The sequence below is a fragment of the Synechococcus sp. RSCCF101 genome (assembly GCF_008807075.1).
GTDB lineage: Bacteria > Cyanobacteriota > Cyanobacteriia > PCC-6307 > Cyanobiaceae > RSCCF101.
In genome coordinates this window covers 1,030,083-1,047,922 of the sequence record NZ_CP035632.1, presented here as the reverse complement: position 1 = coordinate 1,047,922, position 17,840 = coordinate 1,030,083, and the positions used below count along the sequence as shown (strand labels likewise).

Genomic DNA, 17,840 nt, shown 5'->3' with positions numbered 1-17,840 from the left:
TGAGCCAGGGCAGGCCCGCTGACCTTAGGAAGCGCCGGTGCCCTGCAGATGCCGTGCTGCCGCTGCGCGAGTGGCCTCCAGTTCCCCGGCGGGGATCTTCTCGAGCTGCTTGTAGACCAGCGCCATGCGCGGATGGGCGCCGAAGCGGTCCCGATGCCGGGCCAGGAAGTCCCAGTAGAGGGAGGTGAAGGGGCAGGCCTCCTCGCCGCTGCGCTGCTTGGGCTTGAAGCGGCACTGGCGGCAGTAGTCGCTCATGCGGTTCACGTAGCTGCCGCTGGCGGCATAGGGCTTGCTGGCGAGCCGGCCACCGTCGGCGTGGAGCGCCATGCCGATCACGTTGGTTTCCATGACCCAGTCGGCCGAATCGATGAACAGCCGGCGGAACCAGCCGGTGAAGGCCTGGGGATCCAGGCCCGCCAGCAGCCCGTAGTTGCCCAGGATCATCAGCCGCTGGATGTGGTGGGCGTAGGCCGAGTCGCGGATCTCCCCCAGCACCGTGTCCATGCAGGCCATGCCGCTGCCCCCGAGGGCCTCGAGCCAGTCGGGGAGGGGGCGATGGGCGTCCAGGGCGTTGCTGCGGCCGTAGTCCTCCCCGAACCAGTGGTGCAGGCCATGGGTGTACTCCCGCCAGCCGAGGATCTGCCGGATCACCCCCTCGAGGGCGTTGAGGGGCACGTCGTCCTCCAGGCCGCGCTGCTCCAGCCGGCGGATCACCTCCAGCGGCTGCAGCAGGCCCAGGTTGAGCGAGGAGCTCAGCAGGGCGTGCCACATGGTGGGCTGGCCGCGCACCATGGCGTCCTGGTAGGTGCCGAAGTCCGCCAGGCGGGTGGCGATGAAATGCTCCAGGGCCTCGAGCGCCTGGGCCCGGGTCACGGGCCAGCCGAACCCGTCCACGCTGCCGGGCAGGTCAGGCAGGCTCGCCACATGCTCGATCACCTCCGCCGTGATCGCGTCGGGGGTCCAGCGCAGCGGTGGCGGCGGCGCCAGGCCCTTCCGAGGTGGGCGGCGGTTCTCCTTATCGAAGTTCCAGCGTCCCCCCATCGGTGTGGCGGCGGCTCCCTCTCCCTCCATCAGCACACCGAAGCGGCGCCTCCCGTCCCGGTAGAAGGACTCCATCCGCAGCTGCCGGTGCCGGCCGGCCCAGCCGGCAAAGGCCTCCCGGCTCCAGAGGAACGCGTTGGAGGGCACCCAGACCAGCTCGGGTGGATTCGGGATCGGCTCGAGCAGACCCATCACCAGGGAGCGGAATCCGCGGTCGGCCGGCTCCATCAGTCGCAGCTCCTGCACCCCGTGGGCCTCGATCCAGCGGCGCAGGCCGCGGCCGTAGCTCTCGGCGCTCACCGCATCCACCACCCACCCCGCGGCCCTCAGTTCGGCCGCGAAATGGCGCATCGCACTCCAGACCAGCACCAGCTTCTGGCGGTGGCAGCGGCGCCGGGCCGCCTGATCCAGGCTCTGGAGCAGCAGCACCCGACAGTCGCCGGGTCCGCTGGAGGCGAGGGCTGCCTGCCCGGCGTGGAGCTGATCCCCCAGCACCCAGATCCCCAGCCTGCGCTGGCTGGATGCCTCCCTTCGCCCGTCGCTCGCCCCGGCCATGGCGCTCCTCAGCTCTGACCCACCAGCCTGCAGGCCTTCCGGGCCACCGCCGCGCCGTAGCGGCGATCCACCACCCCCAGCTCCGGGCTCAGCCGCCCGTTGCGGCAGTCGACGGTGATCCGTTCGCGCTGGCCGCGCTGATCGGCCAGCCGCAGCCGCAGCTGCCAGTGATGCTTGGCGCTGCGGCTGATCTGATCGGCGCAGATCGGTCCGATGCACAGACCCGGATCGGCATGGGCCGGCAGCGCCGGTGCGGCGGCGAACCCGAGGATCGCCACCAGCAGCCAGCCGACGAGGCGCGTCAGTCCCCGGGGAGCCCCTTGTCGGTGAGGTGGGAGCCTCATGGCTGTGCAGCCGGCTCTGCCGGGATGCCGTCAGGCTCGCTCTCCGGGTCGCGCGGGTGGAAGTGCTCCCAGATCTGTCCGGCCAGGGCGGGCCCCACCCCCGGCGCCTGGCGCAGCTGCTCGGGTGTGGCCAGCTGGATGGCGTCAATGGAGCGGAAGTGAGCCAGCAGGTCCTTCTGCCGGCGCGGTCCGAGTCCCGGCACCTCCCCGAGCCGGGATCGGGTCATGCGCTGCCCGCGCTGCTGGCGATGAAAGCTGACCGCGAAGCGGTGCGCTTCGTCCCGCAGGCGCCGCAGCAGCATCACCCCGAGCTGGTCGGCCTCGCTCTCCAGGGGGGCACTGACGCCGGGCACGAACACCTCCTCCCGCTGCTTGGCCAGGGAGCAGACCACGAGATCCTCGTGCAGGTCGAGTTCCCGCAGGGCCTCCATCACCGCCGAGAGCTGGCCCTTGCCCCCGTCGATCATCACCACGTCGGGCCAGTCGTGAAAGCCGCCGTCGCCCAGCACCTCGGAGGCTTCGCGCCGCAGGCGGGCGAGATCGTGACCCTCGGCCTTGGCGGTGGCCCAGCGGCGGAAGCGCCGGCGCATCACCTCGGCCATGGCCATGAAGTCGTCGCTGTGGCCGCTGACGATGCTGCTGCTGCGCAGCCGGTACTTGCGGTAGTGCTGCTTGGCCGGCAGCCCGTCGATGAACACCACCTGGGAGGCCACCGCATCGCTGCCCTGGATGTGGCTGATGTCGTACCCCTCGATCCGCCTGGGCGGCTGCGGCAGCTCCAGCAGCTGGGCCAGGTCTTCGGTGGCGAGCTGATCCTGATCGGCCCGGCGTTCGGCCCGGGCCAGCTCGTAGGCGGCGTTCCGCTCCACCAGCTCGATCAGCTCCGCCTTGCGCTGACGCCGGGGCAGCTCCAGATGCACCCGGCGGCCACGCCGCTCCCCGAGCCAGCCCTCGATCAGCTCCTGTTGCGGCAGCCGGTGCTGCAGCAGCACGGTGGGGGGGATCTCCACCGGATCCACCTGGCTGTAGTGCTCCTCCATCACCCGCTGGAGGATGGTGCCCTGGCCGCCATCGCGCGCATCGGCCGTGAAGCCGAGGCGTCCCACCAGCTTGCCGGCCCGCATCTGAAAGAGCTGCACAGCCGCCACGCGCTCGTTGGCGGCCAGGGCAAGCACATCGTGGCTGACGCTGCTGTCGGCGATGCTCATCTTCTGCTCCCGGGTCAGGTCATCCAGGCCCCTGAGCTGATCGCGCAGGTGGGCTGCGGCCTCGAAGTCGAGACGCTCCGCATAGCGCTCCATCTGCTGTCGCAGCAGGGTCTGCAGCTCATCGCTGCGGCCCTGGAACACCATCGCCACCTTGCGGAGCGTGGTGCGGTAGGCCTCGGGCGTGACCCGCGACTGGCAGACCCCCGGGCAGCGGCCGATGTCGTAGTTGAGACAGGTGCGGTCGCGATAGAGGGGCTGGGGCCGCTGGCGGAGGGGAAACATCCGCTTGACGAGGAACAGGGTGCGCCGCAGCAGACCCACATCCACGTAGGGGCCGTAGAAGCGATCCTCCGGCTTGCGGAAGCGCCGGCGCCGCGTGATGAAGATGCGGGGATAGTCCTCGCTCCAAGTGATGCAGAGATAGGGGTATTTCTTGTCGTCCTTCAGCAGGATGTTGAAGTGGGGCTGGTGCTCCTTGATCAGGTTCGATTCCAGGGCCAGCGCTTCGGCTTCGCTGTCGGTGACGATGATCTCGATCTCGCACACCTGCCGCACCATCAGGCTGATGCGCGGACTCAGCTCCCGGGGTGAGCGGAAGTAGCTGCGCACGCGGCTGCGCAGGCTCTTCGATTTGCCGATGTACAGGATGCGGTCCCGCTCATCCCGCATCAGGTAGCAGCCGGGCTCGGTCGGCAGTTCGCCCAGCCGCTCGCTCAGCCGCCGCTCGTCGAGGATCAGCGGCCCGCGCTGCACGTCAGCCGCCGTAGGACCAGCCGGTGGAGGCCAGGTCGAGGGCCGCGACGTCCTGATGCAGGACGGCGGTTCTGACCTCACCGACGAAGACGCTGTGGTCGCCGTGCTTCACCTGGCCCACCACCACGCATTCGACGCCGCCGACGGCCTCCTCCAGAATCGGCAGGCCAAGCTCGCCGAGCTTGAACGGCGTCGCATCGAAGCGGCCACCGACGGCCGTCTGCGGCTTGAAGAACACGGCGGCCAGGTCCTTCTGATCGGCCCGCAGCACGTTCAGGGAGAAGCGACCGCTGCGCTCGATCATGCCGTGGGATGTGGAATCGGCCCGCACCGCCATCACCACCAGCGGTGGTTCGAAGGATCCCTGGGTCACCCAGCTGGCGGTGAAACCGTTGATGTGATCGGCCTCGGCGACGCCGCAGATGAACAGACCATGGGGGATCTTGCGCAGCAGGGTCTTCTTCGCGGCGACGTCCAGGCTCATGTCGTGTGGTGCGTTGCGGCGACTGTAGGAATGCGGCCGCGCTGCCAGGTGCTGCCTGGCCCACCTGCATAGGATCCGCCGGCCAGATCGCTCCAGGATGCAGGCCCTCTACCCGGGCAGTTTCGACCCCCTCACTCTCGGCCACCTCGATCTGATCCAGCGCAGCACGGGCCTCTTCGACCGCGTGGTGGTGGCGGTGCTGCGCAATCCCTCCAAGACGCCCCTGTTCAGCCTGGACGAGCGGCTGCGGCAGATCCGGCAGGCCACCGCCGGGCTGCCGGGGGTGGAGGTGGGCAGCTTCCAGGGCCTCACGGTCGATTACGCCCGCCGCTGCGGCGCCACCGTGATCCTGCGCGGCCTGCGGGCCCTGAGCGATTTCGAGTTCGAGCTGCAGATCGCCCACACCAACCGCAGTCTCGATGCGGGCATCGAGACCTTGTTCATGGCCACCTCCGCCCACCACAGCTTCCTGAGCAGCTCGGTGGTGAAGGAGGTGGCGCGCTTCGGAGGCGATGTGAGTCACATGGTGCCGGCAGCGGTGGCGCATGACCTGCGCGGCCTCTTTAATGCGCCCAGCCTGTCCCCATGAGATGACCGAGACCCGCCTCACCGTTCTGGATCAGCTCGATCAGCTGGAGGAGGTGATCCTCGATGGCAGTCGCATCCCCTTCAGCGGCGGACGGCTCGTGAATGAGCAGGAAGCGGAGGAGTTGCTCGACGCCGTGCGCGATGCCCTGCCGGTGCAGATCGGGCAGGCCGATGCCCTGCTCCGCCAGCGCGAGGAGTTCGTGGCCCAGGCCCGCAAGCAGGCCGACGAGATCCGCAGCCAGGCTCAGCAGCAGCGCGAGCAGCTGATCAGCTCCTCCTCCGTGCGTCAGGAGGCGGAGAAGCAGGTGGCCGAGCTGCGGGAGCAGACCCGTCAGCACTGTGAGCAGCTGCTGCAGACCACCCGCCAGAAGGCTGCACAGGCCGAGCAGGACCTGCAGAGCCGGCTGGCCCAGATGGAGCAGCAGATGGCCAGTCGCCGTCAGCAGCTCGAACAGGAGGCGGTGCAGCGTCGCCAGCAGCTTGAGGCCGAGCACGGCGAGACCAAGCGCCAGATCGGCGAGCAGCACGAACGGGCCCGTCAGCAGGCCCAGGCCGAGCTGGAGCAGATCCGTCAGGAGGGGCTGCGGCTGCAGAAGGAGGCCCAGGCCGAGGCCGAACGGCTCCGCAACGACGCCCTCCAGTTCCGCCAGCAGACCCAGCAGCAGTGCGAGAGCCTGATCCAGCGCACCCGCAAGGACGCCTCGGTGGTCCAGGAGGGTGCCGATCGCTATGCCGAGCAGACCCTCGGTGAGATCGAGCGCCGCCTCAAGGAGATGGCCCAGGTGGTGCTGGCCGGCCGGCGTGAGCTGGTCAAGCTGCAGGCCGTGGATCCGGCCGAGCTGCCCATGAGCCTGATCGAGGGCGGGCTGGACGGATCTGTGGAGGCCTCCGGAGGTGGTGACGGTGCCCTCTCCCTCGGTGTGGAGCGGCCTCGCCCGGTGCGTCAGCGAGGTGAGCGCAGGGGCGAGGCCGTGCCCATCAGCCGGGCACGGCGGGCGGCCGACCGGCTGCGGCAGGTGCGGGGCAGGGGCTGAGCGCCTGGGTCTGGCGCAGCAGCTGCCCGATCGTGGTGTTGGGCGTTGCTGCGCCGTTGGCGATCATGCTGATGTGGCGCGGCCCGGCGGCCGTCTCAAGGGTTCCCGAGATCGATCGCACCCCCCGCAACGTGCCCGTCTTGCCCCGGAAGCGACCGGCCAGGGCTGGGTCCCGGTAGAGCGAGCGCAGGGTGCCCCGCTGGCCCGCGATGGCCATCGAGGCCCGGTAGTAGGGGGCGTAGGGGTGATGGGCCATGCGCACCAGCAGGCCCGTCACGGCCCGACTGGTGAGGCGATTGCCCCGGTCGAGTCCTGAGCCGTCCGCCAGCCGCACGCCCTGGAGGGGGAGATTGAGATCGGCGAGCCAGGCCTGCTGCATCCGCAGGGCCTGAGGGAGGTTCCAGGTGCCCGCCGCCTGGCGGAGCAATACCTCCGAGGTGAAGTTGTGGCTTTCGGAGTTGGCCAGGCTGAGCAGGGCATGCATGGGGGCCGAGGGTTCCTCATGCAGCAGCACGGCCTCGCCGGACGCGGGGCTGCGATCGCTCGCCTGCACCAGTTCCAGCTGGGGCTGGCCGCCCTGGCGTGTGATCTCGCGGCTGAGCAATGTCCGCAGCCGTCCGGCGGGATTGGCGATCGCCTGGCCGAGCGCATTGCTGGTGAGGGCCAGACGGGTGATCGGGGCTCCGTAGGCGTACTGGCGGTCGGCGGGATGCCATCCGGCCGGCCACCACTGCGAGGCTGGCAGCTCGGCCAGCTTGAGGTGCACCGCGCCGGGGGCGGCGCCGGAGGACCCCCCCTGACCGAGGGCCAGCTTGGCGAGCCTCTGCAGCTGGGCGATTCCCAGGTCGGGGTCCCCTTCGCCCGTGAGCATCAGGGCTCCGCTGTCCAGCCGCCACAGCCGGGTGGTGAGTCGGTGATCCGGGCCGAGACGATCGAGGGCGAAGGCCGTGGAGAACAGCTTCTGGTTGGAGGCCGGCACCCTGGGCACCGTCCCGTTGATGTCCGCCAGCACCAGACCGGTGCCGTCGGCCACCGTCACGCTCCAGCGCGACTGCTCGCCGCCGAGCACCGCCCTCAGCCGGCTGTCCAGGGCGGGGCAGGCCCGGCCCCCGTGCAGCCGCGGCAGGCCGATGGGGGCCTGCGGCACAGCAGCGGGTTCGCTCGCGGGCGCCGCCGCCGGCACCGGTCGAGGCGGCACGCTCCAGCCATCGGCTTCGGCTCTGGCGGCCGGCGTCCCCAGCAGGCCACCGACGAGGGCCGCCAGGGTCAGGCGACCGGCGAGCCGGCGGGAGCGGGCGGGGATCGGCATGACGACGGAGCGGAGGACGGGACAGGGAGGAGGCGGCTGATCGAGCGGGCGACGGGGGCTCATCCGGCGCTGATGCCGCTCACGGTGCCGTTGATGCGGTAGGTGGGGCCCTCGAGTTCCACCGGGGACCCGATCTTCAGCTTCTGGTTGCCGAAGACCACACCGCCATCCACGAGGCGACCCTGCCCCTCCAGCAGGAAGCGGGCGTCCAGGCTGCCGCGGCGGGCGTTGTTGGGGTTGTCCGCACTCACCACGCTGCCGTCGGGCTGAACGGCCACGAGACGGCGCGTGGTGTCGACAACCTCCTGCACCGCCACCCGCCCGTGGGGCTGGTTGCGGATCACGATGCTGGTGCTGCCGGCCTCCACCGCGTCACGGATCAGGGCGGCGGGATCGGCCACCGGAATGCCGCGCACATCCACGCTCACCTGCACCGGCTTCACGGCCCCGCTCACCTGGGCCACCGCGCTGGTGAGCTTCGGGCTCCAGGCCACACCGGCCAGTGCCAGCAGAACGGCCGCGGCGGCACCCACGTCCACAACTGTCCATGAACGTTTGACAGGCATGGCCGCCCTCGAAGGCGAGCGAATCTTACGGGTGGTCTCCGGGGCTGGCCAGAGGTGTCACGCCGGGCTTCGCCTGGCCTCGGACGGGGCCGGCCCTCAGCTCTGCAGGGCCCCGAGAAAGCGGTCCACCGCCTTGAGTCCGGCGGCCAGGCCGCCACTGCCGCCGGGATCCAGCGCCGTGCCGATGGCCTCGGAGTCGGGGCGCTCCTGGGCGGTGGCCACCAGCCTGTAGCCGTCCGGATCCTGCCGGTAGATCTCCCAGTCGGCGGGAAGGCAGTGCTGCAGCGCGCCGCCGGCCAGGGGCTGCAGGGTGTAGGCCGAGGACCAGGTGCTGATGAAACCCTTGCGCCGCTCGCGCGCGACGCTGCCGATCCCCACCGCTGCATCCTCCAGCCGGCCGTTGAGCATCAGCACGCTCCCGGGGTGGGCTTCGCACACCTCCTGCATCAGCTCGTAGTCGGAGGGATCCGGCCCCACCGCGATCAGCAGGCCGTTGCAGGGCGACCCTCCCTTCTGACGCTCCCGCTCCTCGCGCAGGGTGGAGATGCGCGTGGCCAGATCCGGTGCATCGCGACGGGCCAGGGCGGCGGCGCCGGCATCCGGCAGCAGCAGCAGGCCGGGATCGGGCTCCTCCAGCCGCGTCTGCAGCCAGCGCAGGGCGAGGGGCAGCAGCTTGAGCCCCTCAAAGCGGAACTCGGCCGTCCAGCGCCCGTTCTCCTGCTGCGCCAGGGCCGCCTGAAGGGCCTGTTGAGCATCGCGTTCGGCGCTGCGCAGGTCGGCGGGGAGGGGCATCGGAGCGATTCGGGGCGGAGGCGGGACCCTAAGGCGCTGAAACCGGTTCAGCCGCCGCCACCTCCGTCATCGCGGCCTGCAGCAGGGATGGCACCGGATCCAGCAGGGGCTCGTCCAGCCAGGCTCCGAGGCTCAGCCGCAGCCCGCATCCGGCCTCACCGTCCTCCAGGCCCATCGCCCGCAGGATCGGGCTGCCGCCGCTGCCGCCGGAGCGGCAGGCGCTGCCGCTGCTGGCGGCCACCCCCCGCCGCCCCAGGGCCCGCACCACGGCCCGACCGTCCAGTGGCCGGCCGGCCGCATCGTGAAGGCCCAGGCAGAGGTGCTGAGGCAGCCGATGCACCGGGTCTCCCAGCAGGACGACTCCGGCGAGAGCCAGCAGCCGGTCCTGGAGTCTGTCGCGCGTCAGGGCGATGGGATCATGCCCCCCGTGGGCCGTCAGTCGGCTGGCGGCCTGCTCCAGGGCCACCGCCAGCCCGCAGGCCAGGGCCACCGGCACGGTGCCTGAACGCAGTCCTCCCTCCTGCCCCCCGCCACCGAGCAAGGGGGTCAGCGGGCGATCCAGCCGGTGCAGCAGCACCCCGATTCCCTTCGGGCCCCGGATCTTGTGGCCCGAGATCGTGAGCAGATCGAGGGGCAGGCTGCTCCAGTCGATTGGCAGGTGTCCGGCCACCTGGACCGCGTCGCTGTGGATCACGATGCCCCGGTTGCGACAGGCCTCGCCGATCCGCGCCACCGGCTGCAGGGTCCCCACCTCGCTCTGGCCCCAGATCACCGACACCAGCCGGGTGGGCGGTGCGAGCAGATCCTCGAGAGCCTCCAGGCGCAGGCGGCCGCTGCGGTCCACCGGCCAGACCGCCACGGTCCAGCCCTCGCTCTCCAGGGCCCGTGCAGCCGCCTGCACGGCCGGATGCTCCACGGCGGAGATCACGATCCGGCCCGGCACCAGCGATCGGGCGGCGCCGCGGATGGCCAGATGGGCCGCCTCAGTGCCGCCGGAGCAGAACACCACCTCATCGGCGCCGGCTCCGAGGGCCGCGGCCACGGTGAGGCGGCTGCGCTCCAGCACCTCGGCGGCCTTCAGGCCGATCGGGTGCAGGCTGGCGGGGTTGCCCCAGGCGCTGACCTCCACCGCCGCCATCGCCTGGCGGACCTCCGCCAGCGGTGGGGTGGTGGCCGCTCCATCGAGGTAGATGCAGGGCGTCTCCGCCGGCTGCCGGCGGGGCTCAGGCCTGGGGTTCGCCATCTCTGCGCTGGCGCGCCAGGGTCCGGGCGGGCAGGGAGTCGTTGGCGAGCCCGATCATCTCGTCGAGGGAATGGCCTTCCAGAAACCGGAGGGCTGCGGTCCCCGCGCCGTCCGCTTCTCCATCGGTCGGGCCCGCCGGAGCCTGTTCCGACATCGCCGGTTGCGGAGCCTCCACCGCAGGCCGCTCCACCACCGCCGGGCGGTCCTGAACCGCGTCAGCTGGCTCGGGCAGCGGCGGTGTGAGCTCTGGGGCGAGCACACCATCGAACACCGGTTCGGCGGGGCCACGCATCAGCACGGGTTCTTCCGGTCCCTGCCAGCGGATGAACAGTGGGCCTCCGGGGAGATCGACCCGGGCAGCAGCGGCGCACCGTCCCAGCAGGCGCAGGCCGACGAGGGTGGCGCAGGCGCCGGTGCCGCAGGCCAGGGTGGGACCGGCGCCCCGTTCCCAGACGCGCATGCGCAGATGATCCGGCGCCAGAACCTCCACCAGATGCACATTGGTTCGGGCGGGGAAGGCCGGGTGGACCTCCAGTGGTGGCCCCACCACATCAATGGCGTGGCTGTCCAGCGAGGCCACGGGCACCACCAGATGGGGATTGCCCATGCCGACGGCCACCGCCGGGTGGGGCACGCCGTTGAGGGTCACTTCGAGCTCGGGGCAGCCGCTGCCGCCGACGCGCGCCGTGGTGGGTACCTGATCCGGAACGAGCCTGGGTGCGCCCATCGACACCTCGATGCTGCCGTCCTCGAGCCAGCTCGGGGTCAGCACTCCGGCCCCGGTCTCGATCGACCAGGACCCCTCCGGTGGGATCCCCTCGCTGTCCACCAGGAAGCGGGCGAGGCAGCGGATGCCGTTGCCGCACATCTCCGCTTCGCTGCCATCGATGTTGAAGATGCGCATCCTCAGGTCGGCCTCACCCGAGGGCGGCAGGGCCAGGATCACACCATCGCCACCGACCCCGAAGCGACGGTCGCACACATCGCGCACCCAGTCGGGGTCCGGGCCCGTGACGGCGGGGGGCAGGCCGCCGCTCCTGGCGTCGACGATGATGAAGTCGTTGCCAAGCCCCTGATATTTGCTGAACTGAAGCATTGATGACCCGGCACCTCCTGCGGATCCTATGGAGACCTTGACCCTGGACCCCAGTCTGCCGGGAGTCCGTCAGCTGCAGCAGTGGATCCGGGAAAAACGCGCGGTGAGCATCGAGCTGCCGAACGGTCGCATGGTGGAAGGAACGATCCGCTGGCAGGACACCGAGTTCATCGCCCTGAGCATGAAGGCGGGCCGCGGGCCCCTGATGATCAATCGCCGCACCCTCTCCCTGATCCGGCCGCTCCCCTGAGCGCCGGTCCCCCGACCGCTGCTGCGGTTGTGCAACGATCGCGGCTCTTCATCGGTCCGTTGTGACAGACCGCAGCCCCGCCAGCCAGACCTCCCGCTACGAACCGGCCCGCATCGAGCCCCTCTGGCAGCAGCGCTGGCAGGAGCAGGGCCTGGATGCGACCCCCGATCCGGCCGGGCCGTCCGATGTGCAGGGCGAGCCGTTCTATGCCCTGTCGATGTTCCCCTACCCCTCGGGGAGCCTGCACATGGGCCATGTGCGGAACTACGTGATCACCGATGTGATCGCCCGCACCCGCCGGCTGCAGGGGCGCCGCGTGCTGCACCCGATGGGCTGGGACGCCTTCGGTCTGCCGGCGGAAAATGCGGCGATCGAGCGGGGCGTGGATCCGACCACCTGGACGGACACCAACATCGCCCAGATGCGCGGCCAGCTGCAGCGTCTCGGGCTCTCGATCGACTGGTCGCGCGAGGAAGCCACCTGCCGCCCCGACTACTACCGCTGGACCCAGTGGCTGTTTCTGCAGTTCCTCGATGCCGGCCTGGCCTACCGCCGCGAGGCGACCGTCAACTGGGACCCGGTGGATCAGACGGTGCTGGCCAACGAACAGGTGGACAGTGAGGGCCGCAGCTGGCGCTCCGGTGCCCTGGTGGAACAGCGCCAGCTGCGGCAGTGGTTTCTGCGCATCACCGACTACGCCGAGCCGCTGCTGCAGGACCTGGAACAGCTCTCCGGCTGGCCGGAACGGGTGCGCACCATGCAGGCCAACTGGATCGGCCGCTCCGTCGGCGCCGAGGTGTCCTTCCCCTGCCCGGCCGCCGCTCAGCCGATCACGGTGTTCACCACCCGGCCCGACACCCTCTTCGGCGCCACCTATCTGGTGCTCGCCCCGGACCATCCCCTCGTGGAGGGCCTTACCAGTCCCGATCGCCGGGACGCGGTGGCGGCCTTCGTGGCGGAGGTGGCCCGCGAGAGCGAACAGGAGCGCACGGCGGAGCATCGGCCCAAGCGGGGCGTGCCCCTCGGGGCCACGGCGCTCCACCCCCTGACCCGGGAGGCCCTGCCGGTCTGGATCGCGGATTACGTGCTGCGGGAGTACGGCACCGGAGCGGTGATGGGGGTGCCGGCCCATGACGAACGCGACCACGCCTTCGCCGGCCTGCACGGTCTGCCGGCCCCGGTGGTCATCCGTCCGCCCGAGTCGGACTCCTCAGCGGCCGGCGCCACCGGCCCGGCGGCCGAGGCCGGTCAGGCCTACACCCAGCCGGGCATCCTCTGCGGCTCCGGCCGCTTCGACGGGCTGGCCTCCGAGGAGGCCAAATCGGCGATCGTGGCGGCTCTGGAGGAGCGGGGTGCCGGCCGCCAGCGGATCACCTACCGGCTGCGCGACTGGCTCATCTCCAGGCAGCGCTACTGGGGCTGCCCGATCCCCGTGGTCCATTGCCCCTCCTGCGGTGTGGTGCCCGTTCCGGAGGATCAGTTGCCGGTGCTGCTTCCCAGCGGCGTGCCGCTGAGCGGCCGGGGCGGCTCGCCGCTCGCCCAGGACAGCGAATGGCTGGAGACCACCTGCCCCACCTGCGGTGGCCCGGCCCATCGGGAGACGGACACCATGGACACCTTCATGTGTTCCTCTTGGTATTTCCTCCGCTTCTGCGACGCCGGCAACGACCGCCGACCGTTCGATCGTGAGGCGGTCGACCGCTGGATGCCCGTCGATCAGTACGTCGGCGGCATCGAGCACGCCATCCTCCACCTTCTCTATGCCCGCTTCTTCACCAAGGTCCTGCGCGACCGCGGCCTGATTGGGGTCACCGAACCCTTCCGCAGGCTGCTGACGCAGGGCATGGTGCAGGGCCTCACCTACCGCAGTCCCAGCAGCGGCCGCTATGTGGCGAGTCCGAGTCAGGGCCCGGACGGCGAACCGCAGGACCCGGACACCGGCGAGACGCTGGAGGTGGTGTTCGAGAAGATGTCGAAATCCAAGGGCAACGGCGTGGACCCGGCCGGCGTGATCGACCGCTTCGGAGCCGACACCGCCCGCATGTTCATCCTGTTCAAGGCGCCGCCGGAGAAGGATCTCGAGTGGGATGACGCCGACGTGGAGGGGCAGCACCGCTTCCTGCTGCGGCTCTGGCGCCTGATCGCCCAGGCCGCTGAAGCCGGCCTGAGCCTGCCGGCCGGCCCCCTCCCCGCCGGCGAGGGGCTCAGCCCGGATGAGCGGGAGCTGCGCCGCGCGGTTCATGCCGCCATCGCGGCCATCAGTGAGGACCTCGGCGATCAGCTGCAGCTCAACACGGCCATCGCCGAGCTGATGAAGCTCAGCAATGCCCTGGCTCCGGCTCTCGAGCCACGCTCCGAGGCCCTCTCCCCGGCGGTGCTGGAGGAAGCCCTCGAGGCCCTGCTCCTGATGCTCTCCCCGTTCGCTCCCCATCTGGCCGAGGAGCTCTGGCAGCGGCTGGGCGGTGTGGGCAGCGTGCACCGCCAGCGCTGGCCGGTGCTCGATCCCACCGCCCTCACCCGCGACACGCTCGATCTGGTGATTCAGGTCAAGGGCAAGGTTCGCGGCAGCGTGCAGGTGCCGGCCGGTGCCGATCGCAGCGAGCTGGAACGCCTGGCCCTCGCCAGCGAGGTGGCCCGCCGCTGGCTGGGCGATGCCGCACCGCGGCGCGTCATCGTCGTTCCCGGCAAGCTGGTGAACCTTGTTCCCTGATCAGCGACCCTCACCGGCCGTGCTGCGCCCCTCCACTCCGCGTCTGGTTCCCGCCATTCCGGTGCTCATCACCGCGCTGCTGGCAGGCCTCTCCTGGCGCGTCCTGCAGCCGGAACCCCGGCCGTCCGCGGTCGTGCCCCCGCTCAACCCCGCGCTGTCCCTGGCCGAGGATCCGGCGGCTCTGAGCGTGGAGGGCCAGCGCCCGGATCCCGTCGATTTCACTCCCGAGGAGCTGCGCGAACTGCAGCGGCGTTTCGGTGTGCACGGTCCCCAGACCCGACTGGCCCAGCTGTTCACCGAAGGGCTCGATCAGCTGCAGCCGCTCCGGAGCCGCACCCTCTCCCGCCTCGAGGCGATGCGGCCGCTGATCCTGCAGCAGGCCCGGCGCCAGAGCGTGAACCCCATGCTCCTCACCGCGATCCTCTTCGATGAGATGCAGCACGGCAAGCCGGGAGAGAACCTGCCCTTCCTGGCCCACTCGGGACTCTTCCGAACCCTGGGGCCCGCCCAGCTCGGCGTGGGTGAGCTCCAGCACCAGGGGCTGCTGAGCGATTCCCCCAGCGACGCCGAACTCGCCGCCGCCCGGGAACGGCTGCTTGATCCAGCCAGCACCGTCGAGCTCCTCGCCGCCAAGATGGCGCGCCTGAAACGGGCACTCGATCTCCCGGCCGATCGCATGCTGCAGAGCAGTGTCAGTCCGCGGGACGCCAAGGGCCTGGCGACGTTGGCTTACCTCCACAACGGCAAGCTCGACTACCCGGCGCGGATTCTCTCCTACATGCACGATGCCGAGCTGCATGCCCTGATCTACTCCAGACGCCAGCCCATCCGACCGCCGCTGGTCTGACGCGACTGGTCAGCGGCCATGTGCCAGACCGTTCAGGTCGGGCAGAGGCGATCGAGGGCGGCGAGACGGGCCTGAAGGGCCGACCAGTCGAAGCTGCGGGGGTCGGATCGCTCTCCTCCCAGATCCACGGCCGCGTGGCTGGTGACCGCGAACGGCGTCAGTCCGTAGCGCTCCATCCAGTCGTCGAGCACCAGGGCCAGGGCGTCGTACTGGGATGGGGTGTAGCCGGAATGGCCGAGACCGTCGTCCGCACCGTCCCTTGGTGTCTCCAGGCTCACGTGCAGGGCGAAGTTGTTGACCGAACCCCGCAGCCCGGCGTTGGTGATCGCCCATTCGCCCTGAAAGGCGGAGTTGCCGGCCCCGAAGGCGCGACGGGCCGGGTCCACCAGCACCACGATCGTTCCGTCATCGCCGATCACGGTGTGATACGAGACCTGGTCCTCATCTCTGGGGTGAGTGGTGAGGAAGGTGTTGATCGCCGATTCCATGCTGAACACGGTCTCGTGCAGCACCACCACCCGGGGTGTGGGATCGAGGGGGTTCCCATAGGCATCCAGCCGGTGCCGGCGTCCGTAGTTGGTGGGATCGATCAGCACCCGCTGCGCCCGCTCCGGCAACTGCTCGCGGCCGCGGCTCAGCCGCTGGCGGAGGCCGGGATCGATCCCCTCGCACTGACGCCGAAGCGGCGAGCGCCAGGGTGGATGGGGAGGCGGATCCGGTGCCGGTTGCCGTTCGGGATCGGCCTCGGGTCGGGCCACCTGTTCCAGCAGTTCCAGCAGCGAGGCGCTGCGTGCATTGCCCTCGGAGCCGCCGCCCCCACCTCCGGCGAGCAGGAGCGCCAGGCCAGTCAGCAGGGTGATGCTCCCGATCAGGCCGGCACCGGCCAGGGTCTGGCGCTGGCGGGGGGTCATGGCACCAGCTGAAGCCAGCGCTCGCGGGCGCGGTGAGCGTCCGGCGGTGCCGCGTCGTTCAGCTCCAGGGTCCAGTGGCCGGTGCCGCTCTCGGCGCAGTGAAGGGGGAGGCTGTGCAAACGCCCGCGACGGCTGATCAGCAGCTCCTGCCGGCTGCCGGGCCGGAGCTGCTGATCGAGGTCCTCGGGGCGGCGCAGGCGCCAGCCATCGAGGGCCAGCAGTTCATCGCCGCTCAGGCAGCCGGCCCGGGCTGCGGCGCCGTCGCGCTCGACCCGCCGCGCCAGAAGGGGAGCACCGCCATCGGCGGAGACCCGGAGACCGGCGAGGGCCGCGCCGGCCGCGCTGTGGGGGCGGAGCGCAAGGCCCACGTCGGCGAGATATCCATCCAGATCCGGATCCTCGCAGTCATCCAGCCAGATCGGCAGCAGCAGGGCCAGATCGGCGGCCGTCGCGGCGAAGGCACTGATCAGATCCTCGCGGCTGTAGCCCCCTCCATGGCGCCCGAAGCGCTGCCAGAGCGAACGGAGCACGGTCAGGAGCGCCTGCCCGTGGCGCCGCAGGTGCAGGTCCAGGCAGAGGGCCACCACCGCCCCCTTGAGGTAGTAGCTCACCTGGCTGTCCGCGGCGTTGTCGTGGCGGCGGTAGAGCTTGACCCAGGCCTCCTGGCTGCTCAGGGAGAGCGACTGGTGGTGCCGTCCCGGGGTGAGCCGGTAGCGGGAGAGATCCCGGCCGAGATCGCTGAGGAGATCGGCTTCCCGGGCCTGCCCGATGTGCAGTGGCAGGAACAAATCCAGATAGCTCGTGATGCCCTCGGCGAACCAGAGGTCGGCGGTGATCACCGGCCCGCCGTAGTCGTAGGGCACCAGCGCCCGGGGCCGCAGACGACGCACGTTCCACTGGTGCAGGTACTCATGGGCCGCCAGCTGCAGCAGGTGGCGCAGCCCGTCTGCTTCGGCCAGGTCCCGCCAGCTGAACTGGAGCACAGAGCCCAGGTCGTGCTCCAGTCCGCCGTAGCCCTGCTCGAGCAGGTGAAGGATGAAGAGGTAACGCTCCGCCGCCGGCGCCGCCTCCCCCATGAGCTCGCAGCAGCGATCGCAGACGGCCTGCAGCAGCGCGATCCAGTCGGAGGGCAGGCCCGGTTCCGGCGCCTCGCTCCAGCAGACCCACCGGTGCGGCACCCCACGCACTTCGAAGGTTTGGCTGAGATGCGGCCCCAGTTCCAGCGGGGTGTCGACTAGGGCGTCGAAGTCGGCTGCCAGCCAGCCGCCCCCGTCCTCCGGTGCCCGTTCCGGAAGGGGCAGGAAGGCGTGCCAGTCCTCGGGAAGGTTGAGGCTGAGCTGGTGGGGGGTCCAGCGCTGCCCCTCCACTTCCATCACCACCGCCGCCAGGGCCAGGAAGCCGTGGCTCCGGTCGAGGTGGCAGGTGCGCACCGTCAGCTCACTGGCCTGGATGCGGTAGCGGAGTGTGAGCGGTTCGAGGTGGGGCAGGTCCACCTGCCAGCGGTTGACCGCGATGCGACGCACCGCCCGGGGGGCGTCGTTCTGGGAGAGCTGGAGATCCTCCAGCCACTGGACGTAATCGCGGATCAGATATGAGCCAGGAGTCCAGCTCGGCAGTTGCAGCACCTGTCGCCGGTGGTGGGGAGTCCAGCTGATGGAGACGCTGACCAGCTGGCGGCCCGGCTCCTCCAGGCTGAGTTCAACCGCGACCACGGGCTTGGGACGGGGGGTCAGGGGGATGTCGAGACGGGGGTCGCCGGCAGCTCGCCCCAGTCGACCCTGGCCTCGGGAAGATCGCTCAGGGCCCGGCCCATAGCCTCGCGCAGGGCGTAGCGACGGCCCAGATCGGAGAGCAGGCGCTCGAGACGGCTGTGAACCGCCAGACGCGCCAGGTCGGCCACCACCTCCAGATGCCCGTCGCTGCAGCGCCGCCAGCCGATGCAGGGGCCACCGGGAAGCTGCACCGCCAGCACCACCGGCACCGTCTGATCGCCGAAGCCGTGGAGGGTGTGGGCCGGCAGGGGGGTGAGTCCGAGGTCCGTCAGAGCCAGCTTCAGGATGTCCGCATCGCGGAGCACCGTGGGCAGGATGGAGAGGTGGGACATGAGAG

General features: G+C 70.7%; 17 protein-coding genes. 5 read left to right on the top strand and 12 right to left on the bottom strand.

Going from position 1 to position 17,840, the window contains the following annotated elements; translation table 11 throughout:
• Positions 1 to 24 precede the first annotated feature (24 nt).
• The 4 genes from EVJ50_RS05150 to EVJ50_RS05135 are packed head-to-tail and all read right to left on the bottom strand — an operon-like array spanning position 25 to position 4,385.
• The gene (locus EVJ50_RS05150) at positions 25 to 1,596 is read right to left on the bottom strand and encodes a cryptochrome/photolyase family protein (RefSeq protein ID WP_150882671.1); all 1,572 of its coding nucleotides are present in this window, start codon (positions 1,594 to 1,596) and stop codon (positions 25 to 27) included.
• 8 nt (positions 1,597 to 1,604) lie between these two features.
• Positions 1,605 to 1,940 carry a hypothetical protein gene (locus EVJ50_RS05145; protein ID WP_225323096.1) on the bottom strand — a complete coding sequence of 112 codons (336 nt, stop codon included), beginning with the start codon at positions 1,938 to 1,940 and terminating at the stop codon, positions 1,605 to 1,607.
• Positions 1,937 to 3,901 carry an excinuclease ABC subunit UvrC gene (gene uvrC, locus EVJ50_RS05140; protein ID WP_150882669.1) on the bottom strand — a complete coding sequence of 655 codons (1,965 nt, stop codon included), beginning with the start codon at positions 3,899 to 3,901 and terminating at the stop codon, positions 1,937 to 1,939. The genes EVJ50_RS05145 and uvrC overlap by 4 nt, the downstream gene beginning before the upstream one ends.
• Position 3,902: 1 nt before the next feature.
• Positions 3,903 to 4,385, bottom strand: coding sequence for a flavin reductase family protein (locus tag EVJ50_RS05135; RefSeq protein ID WP_150882667.1), 483 nt, complete (start codon positions 4,383 to 4,385; stop codon positions 3,903 to 3,905).
• 97 nt (positions 4,386 to 4,482) lie between these two features.
• Between EVJ50_RS05135 and coaD the strand changes: the two genes are divergently transcribed.
• Positions 4,483 to 4,974, top strand: coding sequence for a pantetheine-phosphate adenylyltransferase (gene coaD / locus EVJ50_RS05130; RefSeq protein ID WP_150882665.1), 492 nt, complete (start codon positions 4,483 to 4,485; stop codon positions 4,972 to 4,974).
• Position 4,975: 1 nt separating this feature from the next.
• The gene (locus EVJ50_RS05125) at positions 4,976 to 6,007 is read left to right on the top strand and encodes a hypothetical protein (RefSeq protein ID WP_150882663.1); all 1,032 of its coding nucleotides are present in this window, start codon (positions 4,976 to 4,978) and stop codon (positions 6,005 to 6,007) included.
• Here the strand turns inward: EVJ50_RS05125 and EVJ50_RS05120 are convergent.
• The 5 genes from EVJ50_RS05120 to dapF all read right to left on the bottom strand — a co-directional run bounded on the left by EVJ50_RS05120 (position 5,952) and on the right by dapF (position 11,013).
• Entirely contained in the window at positions 5,952 to 7,316 is a 1,365-nt protein-coding gene (locus EVJ50_RS05120) for a D-alanyl-D-alanine carboxypeptidase/D-alanyl-D-alanine-endopeptidase (RefSeq protein WP_150882661.1), read from the bottom strand. The genes EVJ50_RS05125 and EVJ50_RS05120 overlap by 56 nt on opposite strands.
• A gap of 59 nt (positions 7,317 to 7,375) precedes the next feature.
• A complete protein-coding gene (locus EVJ50_RS05115) occupies positions 7,376 to 7,882 on the bottom strand; it encodes a DUF4330 domain-containing protein (protein ID WP_150882659.1) in 507 nt (168 codons plus the stop codon).
• Positions 7,883 to 7,978: 96 nt separating this feature from the next.
• Positions 7,979 to 8,674, bottom strand: a complete 696-nt coding sequence (locus EVJ50_RS05110) for a DUF1995 family protein (protein ID WP_150882657.1) — start codon at positions 8,672 to 8,674, stop codon at positions 7,979 to 7,981.
• A gap of 28 nt (positions 8,675 to 8,702) precedes the next feature.
• Positions 8,703 to 9,917 carry a cysteine desulfurase family protein gene (locus EVJ50_RS05105; protein ID WP_150882656.1) on the bottom strand — a complete coding sequence of 405 codons (1,215 nt, stop codon included), beginning with the start codon at positions 9,915 to 9,917 and terminating at the stop codon, positions 8,703 to 8,705.
• A complete protein-coding gene (gene dapF, locus EVJ50_RS05100) occupies positions 9,898 to 11,013 on the bottom strand; it encodes a diaminopimelate epimerase (RefSeq protein WP_150882654.1) in 1,116 nt (371 codons plus the stop codon). Before dapF ends, EVJ50_RS05105 begins: the two co-directional genes overlap by 20 nt.
• 28 nt (positions 11,014 to 11,041) lie before the next feature.
• Between dapF and EVJ50_RS05095 the strand changes: the two genes are divergently transcribed.
• The 3 genes from EVJ50_RS05095 to EVJ50_RS05085 all read left to right on the top strand — a co-directional run bounded on the left by EVJ50_RS05095 (position 11,042) and on the right by EVJ50_RS05085 (position 14,820).
• Positions 11,042 to 11,263 (top strand): hypothetical protein, encoded by a 222-nt coding sequence (locus tag EVJ50_RS05095; protein WP_150882652.1) that lies wholly within the window; start codon positions 11,042 to 11,044, stop codon positions 11,261 to 11,263.
• Positions 11,264 to 11,324: 61 nt separating this feature from the next.
• Complete coding sequence (leuS, locus tag EVJ50_RS05090; RefSeq protein ID WP_150882650.1) at positions 11,325 to 13,973, top strand: leucine--tRNA ligase; 2,649 nt, start codon at positions 11,325 to 11,327, stop codon at positions 13,971 to 13,973.
• Positions 13,974 to 14,106: 133 nt separating this feature from the next.
• On the top strand, positions 14,107 to 14,820 hold the full coding sequence (locus EVJ50_RS05085; protein WP_370455630.1) for a helicase DnaB: 714 nt from the start codon (positions 14,107 to 14,109) through the stop codon (positions 14,818 to 14,820).
• 32 nt (positions 14,821 to 14,852) lie between these two features.
• Here the strand turns inward: EVJ50_RS05085 and EVJ50_RS05080 are convergent, their stop codons facing one another.
• From EVJ50_RS05080 to EVJ50_RS05070, 3 genes are read right to left on the bottom strand one after another with little or no spacing between them, the layout of a single operon-like run.
• Entirely contained in the window at positions 14,853 to 15,731 is an 879-nt protein-coding gene (locus EVJ50_RS05080; protein ID WP_150882646.1) for an N-acetylmuramoyl-L-alanine amidase, read from the bottom strand.
• Positions 15,728 to 17,443, bottom strand: coding sequence for a M61 family metallopeptidase (locus EVJ50_RS05075; protein ID WP_150882645.1), 1,716 nt, complete (start codon positions 17,441 to 17,443; stop codon positions 15,728 to 15,730). The genes EVJ50_RS05080 and EVJ50_RS05075 overlap by 4 nt, the downstream gene beginning before the upstream one ends.
• A gap of 17 nt (positions 17,444 to 17,460) precedes the next feature.
• Positions 17,461 to 17,835: a DUF1257 domain-containing protein gene (locus EVJ50_RS05070; RefSeq protein WP_150882643.1), complete on the bottom strand. Its 375-nt coding sequence runs from the start codon at positions 17,833 to 17,835 to the stop codon at positions 17,461 to 17,463.
• Positions 17,836 to 17,840 lie beyond the last annotated feature (5 nt).

Bases quoted from the DNA above. Each gene is read 5' to 3' on its own strand.
- EVJ50_RS05135 (WP_150882667.1), bottom strand. From the start codon at position 4,385: ATGAGCCTGGACGTCGCCGCGAAGAAGACCCTGCTGCGCAAGATCCCC.
- EVJ50_RS05105 (WP_150882656.1), bottom strand. From the start codon at position 9,917: ATGGCGAACCCCAGGCCTGAGCCCCGCCGGCAGCCGGCGGAGACGCCC.
- EVJ50_RS05120 (WP_150882661.1), bottom strand. From the start codon at position 7,316: ATGCCGATCCCCGCCCGCTCCCGCCGGCTCGCCGGTCGCCTGACCCTG.
- EVJ50_RS05125 (WP_150882663.1), top strand. From the start codon at position 4,976: ATGACCGAGACCCGCCTCACCGTTCTGGATCAGCTCGATCAGCTGGAG.
- EVJ50_RS05095 (WP_150882652.1), top strand. From the start codon at position 11,042: ATGGAGACCTTGACCCTGGACCCCAGTCTGCCGGGAGTCCGTCAGCTG.
- EVJ50_RS05150 (WP_150882671.1), bottom strand. From the start codon at position 1,596: ATGGCCGGGGCGAGCGACGGGCGAAGGGAGGCATCCAGCCAGCGCAGG.
- coaD (WP_150882665.1), top strand. From the start codon at position 4,483: ATGCAGGCCCTCTACCCGGGCAGTTTCGACCCCCTCACTCTCGGCCAC.
- EVJ50_RS05070 (WP_150882643.1), bottom strand. From the start codon at position 17,835: ATGTCCCACCTCTCCATCCTGCCCACGGTGCTCCGCGATGCGGACATC.
- EVJ50_RS05115 (WP_150882659.1), bottom strand. From the start codon at position 7,882: ATGCCTGTCAAACGTTCATGGACAGTTGTGGACGTGGGTGCCGCCGCG.
- EVJ50_RS05110 (WP_150882657.1), bottom strand. From the start codon at position 8,674: ATGCCCCTCCCCGCCGACCTGCGCAGCGCCGAACGCGATGCTCAACAG.
- EVJ50_RS05145 (WP_225323096.1), bottom strand. From the start codon at position 1,940: ATGAGGCTCCCACCTCACCGACAAGGGGCTCCCCGGGGACTGACGCGC.
- EVJ50_RS05080 (WP_150882646.1), bottom strand. From the start codon at position 15,731: ATGACCCCCCGCCAGCGCCAGACCCTGGCCGGTGCCGGCCTGATCGGG.
- dapF (WP_150882654.1), bottom strand. From the start codon at position 11,013: ATGCTTCAGTTCAGCAAATATCAGGGGCTTGGCAACGACTTCATCATC.